Here is a 6538-nt window from a genome sequence, read left to right on the forward strand (position 1 = left end):
GTTCAAGCCGCTGAGCGCCCTGCAGGGCAACAACCAAGGAGAAGTATGCATGACCGAAGCAACCAATATCTGGACCGCCACCGCTTCCGAGATCACCAACGCGGTGCGTGAGAGCCTTATCGCCATGGGTTGTGGCGAGCCACAAACAGGCGATGTATACGACCAACTGCTGCTGCTTGGTCGTAGTGGCGTGGAAGAGCTGGTGCCCTCCGTGAGCAAGTTTGGCGCCCGCGAGTTTGAAAGCGTCATGGCCGTGGTCGTGGACCTGCTGGGCGGTGATGGCATTGCCGTGCACGGTGAGCTGCCTATCTGGCTCCGTGTTTACCCCAGCGTGGAAGGAAAGCTCCCGGCCTTCAGTGTCGATGACTGGCGATGGATTCGCCTGTCCTCGATCCAAGAGGTTCAGCCCCGCCGCGCAATCGCCATTGGCGAAGATACGTCTAAATGGCAGCTCATGGTCAACGTTGTTGCCAATGGCCAGGTGTACCACGCGACACAGCGCCTGTTCCTCGGCGCATCGGTAGAGAAGCCGGTAGACCGTCTGTTGACGTTGGTTAGCGCCGCTGTGAGTGAAGAACAGCGGCGCCGGATGCAGCTGTGATAGTGCGCAGCAAGTAGCACACTCGCACCAAACCAGCCCCGCATTTGCGGGGCTTTTGTTTACCGCTATATCTTGTGCTCGATCAGCTGGCCAGCGGCACAAGATGTTGTGTTACGAGGGGAAATTTTGAAGCAAACAAACTGGACGGTTATTGGTGTGGCTCGATGGTACGACTAGAAGCTGGGCAAGTTTTCCGACCGGGACCTGGCCAAACTGGTCGGCACCAGCGAGGGCAGCATACGCCGCCGACGTGTTCAGTTCGGAATCGAGGTTTACTCGGTCGCGGTGGCCATCGCCCCTTACCAGCACCTGCTGGGCGTGGAGTCGGACAGGTCTGTCTCGGCCAAATGTGGTGTATCGGTGAAGAGTGTCAAAGCTTACCGCGAGTCCCAGGGCATCAAGCCCAGGTCCAAGGCCACACGGCGCATTCAGCGCCTTCCGCTCGATCATCCCGTCAGGCCGTACAAGAGCGCGCTGGGCCTGGTTCCCGATGAGGACATTGCCCAGGCCTCGGGCGTGGCCGTAGAAGTCGTGCAGGCGCTGCGCGAGGCGTTCGGCCTGGATGCTGTGGCGCCCTCCCCTGACCTGGCCAAGCCGGCGCCTGTCGAGGACTACCACGGCCCCGGACTCGGTTACGAATCGCTCCTGGGCACCATGTCTGCCGCCAAGATCAGCCGCGAAGTGGGCGTGCCCATTGGGGTTGTGGAAGCTCGCCAGCAGTACCTGGGCATTGCACCCTATCGCCGGGTGTCGCGTGCGGAGCGGTACGCGCACTTGTTCGGCCTGGTCCCGAATAACGTGCTGGGGGAGCCCGCAGAATTCGGAAAAAATCGTACGCTAAGGTTTTCCAGGCAACCGTAGCGGCCTGAACTTCCCGTCTTCCAGCCTGCGGCTCTGCCGCCAGCCGTAATCGCAGGTCAGGTTGATGTGCTCCCAGCCCAGCGGCGACAGGTATTGCAGCAGCTCGCCGTCCACCGGCTTGCCGGCTTCGACCAGTCCCTGGGTGGCGCGCTCCAGGTACACCGTGTTCCACAGCACGATGGCGGCCGTCACCAGGTTGAGGCCGCTGGCCCGGTAGCGCTGCTGCTCGAAGCTCCGATCCCTGATTTCCCCAAGGCGGTTGAAGAACACCGCCCTAGCCAGCAAGTTGCGAGCCTCACCTTTGTTCAGGCCGGCATGCACGCGGCGGCGCAGCTCAACACTTTGCAACCAGTCCAGGGTGAACAGCGTGCGTTCGATCCGGCCCAGTTCGCGCAGGGCGACGGCCAGGCCATTCTGGCGCGGATAGCTGCCGAGCTTGCGCAGCATCAGCGAGGCGGTGACGGTGCCCTGCTTGATCGAGCTGGCCAGGCGCAGGATGTCATCCCAATGGGCACGGACGTGCTTGATGTTCAGGGTGCCTCCTATCAGCGGGCGCAGCGCCGGGTAGGCATGCACGCCCTGCGGCACATACAGTTTGGTTTCGCCGAGGTCGCGGATGCGTGGTGCGAAGCGGAAGCCCAGCAGGTGCATTAGGGCGAAGACGTGATGGGTGAAGCCGGCCGTGTCGGTGTAGTGCTCCTCGATCCGCAAGTCGGACTCGTGGTACAGCAGGCCATCGAGCACGTAGGTGGAATCGCGCACGCCGACATTCACCACGCGGGTGCTGAATGGCGCGTACTGGTCGGAGATGTGGGTGTAGAACAGCCGGCCCGGCTCGCTGCCGTACTTCGGGTTGACGTGCCGGGTGCTTTCGCCCCGGCCGCCCGCCCGGAAGCGCTGGCCATCGGACGAAGAGGTCGTGCCGTCGCCCCAGTGAGCGGCGAAGGTATGACGGAACTGGTGGTTGACCAGCTCGGCCAGGGCCGCCCAGTAGGTTTCGTCTCGGATGTGCCAGGCTTGCAGCCAGGACAGCTTGGCGTAGGTCAGGCCGGGGCTCGACTCGGCCATCTTGGTCAGCCCGAGGTTGATTGCATCACCGAGGATCGCGGACAGCAGCAACGTCCGGTCTTTGGCCTCGGCCCCGTCCTTCAAGTGGGTAAAGTGGCGGCTGAAGCCCGTCCAGTCGTCAACGTCCATCAGCAGTTCGGTGATCTTGATGCGCGGCAGTAACTGGCTGGTCTGGTCGATCAGCGCCTGCGCACGATCTGGCACCGCTGAATCCAGCGGGGTGATCTTCAGCCCGGACTCGGTGAGGATGGCCTCGGGCATCTCGTTGTCCTTGGCCAGGCGGATGACGGTGGCCAACTGCTCGTCCAGCAGCGGCAATCGCTCTTCCAGATACTGGTCGCTGTTGGGATTGATCGTCAGGGGCAGGGCCTGTTCCCGCTTGAGCGTGGCGAACTTCTCTGCCGGCAGCAGGAAGTCGTCGAAGTCACGGAACTGCCGCGAGCCCTTGACCCAGATGTCGCCGGAGCGCAGGGCGTTCTTCAGCTCGGAAAGCGCGCAGATTTCATAGAAGCGCCGGTCGTTGCCTTCCAGGGTGATCACCAGCGGCTTCCAGCGGGGCTTGATGAAGGCCGTTGGTGCATCGGCCGCCACCTTGCGCAGGCTGTCGGCGTTCATCTCGCGCAGGGTCTGCACGGCTGCCAGCACGCCTTGCGCGGCCGGCGCAGCGCGCAGTTCCAGCACCTCCAGCAAGGCCGGCGTGTAACGGCGCAGAGTGGCGAAGTTCTCGCCGACCAGGTGCAGATGGTCAAAGCCTTCCGGCCGGGCAAGCAGCTCGGCCTCGCTGACGCTCTCGGTGAACTCGTCCCAAGGTATCACCGCTTCGATGGCTGCATAGGGGTCGCTGCCGCTTTCCTTGGCCTCCAGCAGCGCCTGGCCGATCTTCGAATACAGGCGCACCTTGTCGTTGATCGCCTTGCCCTGTTTCTGGAACTGCTGCTGATGCTTGTGCTTCGCGCTGCTGAACAGCTTGACCAGGATACGGTCGTGCAGATCGACCAACTCATCAATCACAGTCGCGGTGCTCTCCAGCACCACCGCGGCCAGGGTCGCGTAGCGTCGCTGAGGCTCGAACTTGCCGAGGTCCTTGGGTGTCATCTGCCCACCCTCGCGGGCCAGCTTGAGCAGGCGGTTCTGATGGATGTGCCGGCCCAGGCCTTCGGGCAAGTCCACCAGCTGAAATGTCTTCAGCCGCTCGATGTGTTCAAGCATGTGCCGGGAGTTGGGTTTCAGCGGTGCCTGTCGCAGCCAGGTCAACCAGGTGATGCTGCTGCCGGCCTTGAGCGTCAACAGCTCGTCCAGCTTGGCCCGATGCGAGTCCGTAAGTGGATCGACCAGGGCGCGGTAGACCCGCCGATTGGCCCGCGCAATGGCCTCCGAGCAAGCCCGGTCGATCACGCTCAACGCCGGCAGGATGCGTCGCCTCTGCCGCAGGCTCTCCAGCGCCTGACCGGCCAGCAGCAAGCCCTTGTCGGTCTGCTGGGCCAGTTCGGTCAGCTCGCGCACCAGGGCGCGGAAGTCGGACAGGCCGAACGGGGCCAGTTGCAGGTAGGTGCGCAGTTCCTGGGCGTGCTCGCGACGGGTCACGTCGCGCTCGCCGTACTTCTCCCAACTCGCCGGATCGGTCTGGACTTGCTTGGCCACCCACAGGATCACCGGCTCGGGCCGCTCGCTGTCGGTGCCCAACGCATAGCCGGGGAAGCGCAGCAGGCAGAGTTGCACCGCAAAGCCCAGACGGTTGGCGTCGCCAGCGCCGCTGGCGGATCAGCGACAGGTCGGAATCGTTGAAGGTGTAGTAGCGGATCAGGTCATCCTGGCTTTCCGGCAGCGCGAGCAGGGTGTCCCGCTCCGTGGCCGAGAGGATCAAGCGACGCGGCATGTATCAGTCGTCCGTGCGGAGGTACTGGTAGAGGGTTTCCCGGCTGATGTTGAATTCACGGGCGAGCTGCGCCTTGGGCTCGCCGGCCGTCGCTCGCTGCCGCAGGGTAGCAGCCTGCTCATCGGACAGGGCTTTCTTGCGGCCTCGGTACGCGCCGCGCTGCTTGGCCAAGGCGATGCCCTCGCGCTGCCGCTCACGGATCAAGGCGCGCTCGAACTCAGCGAAGGCCCCCATCACAGATAGCATCAGGTTGGCCATCGGGGAGTCCTCGCCCGTGAACACCAAGCCCTCCTTCAGGAACTCGATGCGCACGCCGCGCTGGGTCAGCTTCTGCACCAGGCGGCGCAGGTCATCGAGGTTGCGCGCCAGACGATCCATGCTATGCACCACCACGGTGTCGCCCTCACGGACGAAGCTCAGCAACGCCTCCAGTTGCGGGCGCTGATTATCCTTGCCCGAGGCCTTGTCGGTGAACAGCTTGCTCACCTGGGTCTGTTCCAGTTGGCGTTCCGGGTTCTGGTCGTAACTGCTGAATTTGTCAGGCTGAAATCTATGACTTTGGCAAGCAGAGGTCAAAAAATTAATGATGGACTCTATCTGACGGCGTAGCGCTGGGCTGCCTGACATCCGGTTAGGGTATAGCCCAACCTGACGGCCTTTAGGTCTTGTATTTGATTTGAGTACTAATATTTCCCCCGGCCATATGGCGAGAAGCCTTGAGGGGGAGCCTGACTCAAGATTTCAAATGAACCAGCCGATACAATGAAGGCACATTGAAATATCTAATAATGAGGTGACACGATGAGTGGTTGGCTAGCCCGTTTCTCAATAAAAACCCGTCTCATCGGCTTGCTCGTGCTTCTAGCATCTATGGCTGTCGGCTTGCCAATGGCTGGTCTTAATGGAATGCGCACCAGCAATGCAGTGATTGATCGGCTGTACAACAACATGTTGCTACCGATCGACAAGCTTGGCGACATCAATAACCACATGCACAACGCGCGTGCTCAGCTTTTGCTTGCCCTTCAGCATGAGCCCGGAAGTGCCTTCGAGAAGGCGCATGATCATCCATCGAGTATGCATTTCGATAGAGTGGATAAAAGCGTAAGCATCATCCGTGAGCGCCTTTCTGACTACCAGCGTATACCAATGAGCAAAGAACAGCAGCGCCTTAGCACTGAGCTGCAGAACAAATTGTCTGATTACTTGGATAATGGTGTTCTGCCGACGCTCAATGCGATGCGCCAAGGCGACTATGCGGGAGGGAACCAAATCCTGCTAACCCGCCTTGATCCTGCTTTTATGACTACCTATGCCAGCTTGCGCACTCTTATTGAGTCGGAGGCGTCGGCAGCTGAATTAAGCTTTCAAAACGCGGATAAGCAATTCGAGCGTCTTGTGGCGATGATAGGACTGGCGCTGGTAGTGGCTCTGTCTCTGGTCACAGTCACGGCTCTGGCCACTGTGCCAAGTATCACCAAAGGCGTTCGGGAGCTTCAAGTCGGCGGTCAGCAGCTCGCTGATGGCAATTTGGGCTATCGAGTTACCTATCAGGGGCGTGATGAGCTGGGCGAAATATCTAGCGCATTCAATGAAATGGCTTCGCGTTTTCACCACACCTTTCAAGAGTTGGCAGGTGCCGTGGAGCAACTGGCAGCTGCAGCTGAGCAGACGGCCCAGGCAAGTAGTCAAACCAGTGACGGTATCCGCCGCCAGCAGCTGGAGACAGACCTGATAGCTACTGCGATGAACGAAATGTCCGCTACTGTTCAGGACGTAGCGGGGAACGCTGCCAGTGCGGCACGGGCGGCACAGGAGGCCGATCAGCAGTCTGAAAGCGGCATGCGCGTGGTTCATCAAACAATCGCTTCTATTGACAGCCTCGCCAGTGAAGTTGAACACGCTGCCACTGTGATTCATGAGCTTGAGGCAGACAGTGCTGGTATTAGCTCTGTAGTGGATGTCATTCGAAGCATTACCGAACAAACCAACCTGCTTGCCCTTAACGCGGCTATTGAAGCTGCACATGCTGGTGAGCACGGACGAGGCTTTGCTGTTGTCGCGGATGAGGTGCGCTCGCTTGCTTCGCGCACGAAACAGTCAGCCAACGAAATTCAGGCCATGATTGAAAA

General features: G+C 60.8%; 4 protein-coding genes and 1 pseudogene. 3 read left to right on the forward strand and 2 right to left on the reverse strand.

Annotation, left to right across the window (positions count from 1 at the left end):
* Positions 1-49: 49 nt before the first annotated feature.
* Together HK44_RS29355 and HK44_RS29360 are read left to right on the forward strand one after the other, a co-directional pair.
* Positions 50-601: a hypothetical protein gene (locus HK44_RS29355; RefSeq protein WP_019692597.1), complete on the forward strand. Its 552-nt coding sequence runs from the start codon at positions 50-52 to the stop codon at positions 599-601.
* A 360-nt stretch (positions 602-961) separates the two neighbouring features.
* Positions 962-1462, forward strand: a complete 501-nt coding sequence (locus HK44_RS29360; protein ID WP_141651785.1) for a hypothetical protein — start codon at positions 962-964, stop codon at positions 1460-1462.
* Here the strand turns inward: HK44_RS29360 and HK44_RS29365 are convergent.
* Positions 1439-4406, reverse strand: a pseudogene (locus HK44_RS29365) (Tn3 family transposase). The gene HK44_RS29360 and the pseudogene HK44_RS29365 sit on opposite strands and share 24 nt — an antisense overlap.
* 3 nt (positions 4407-4409) lie before the next feature.
* On the reverse strand, positions 4410-4982 hold the full coding sequence (locus HK44_RS29370; protein ID WP_011078028.1) for a recombinase family protein: 573 nt from the start codon (positions 4980-4982) through the stop codon (positions 4410-4412).
* Between the two features lie 225 nt (positions 4983-5207).
* Between HK44_RS29370 and HK44_RS29375 the strand changes: the two genes are divergently transcribed.
* A partial coding sequence (locus HK44_RS29375; RefSeq protein WP_019692599.1) for a HAMP domain-containing methyl-accepting chemotaxis protein occupies positions 5208-6538 on the forward strand: 1331 nt, incomplete at its 3' end.

The organism is Pseudomonas fluorescens HK44, from assembly GCF_000217955.3.
GTDB classification, from domain to species: domain Bacteria; phylum Pseudomonadota; class Gammaproteobacteria; order Pseudomonadales; family Pseudomonadaceae; genus Aquipseudomonas; species Aquipseudomonas fluorescens_AQ.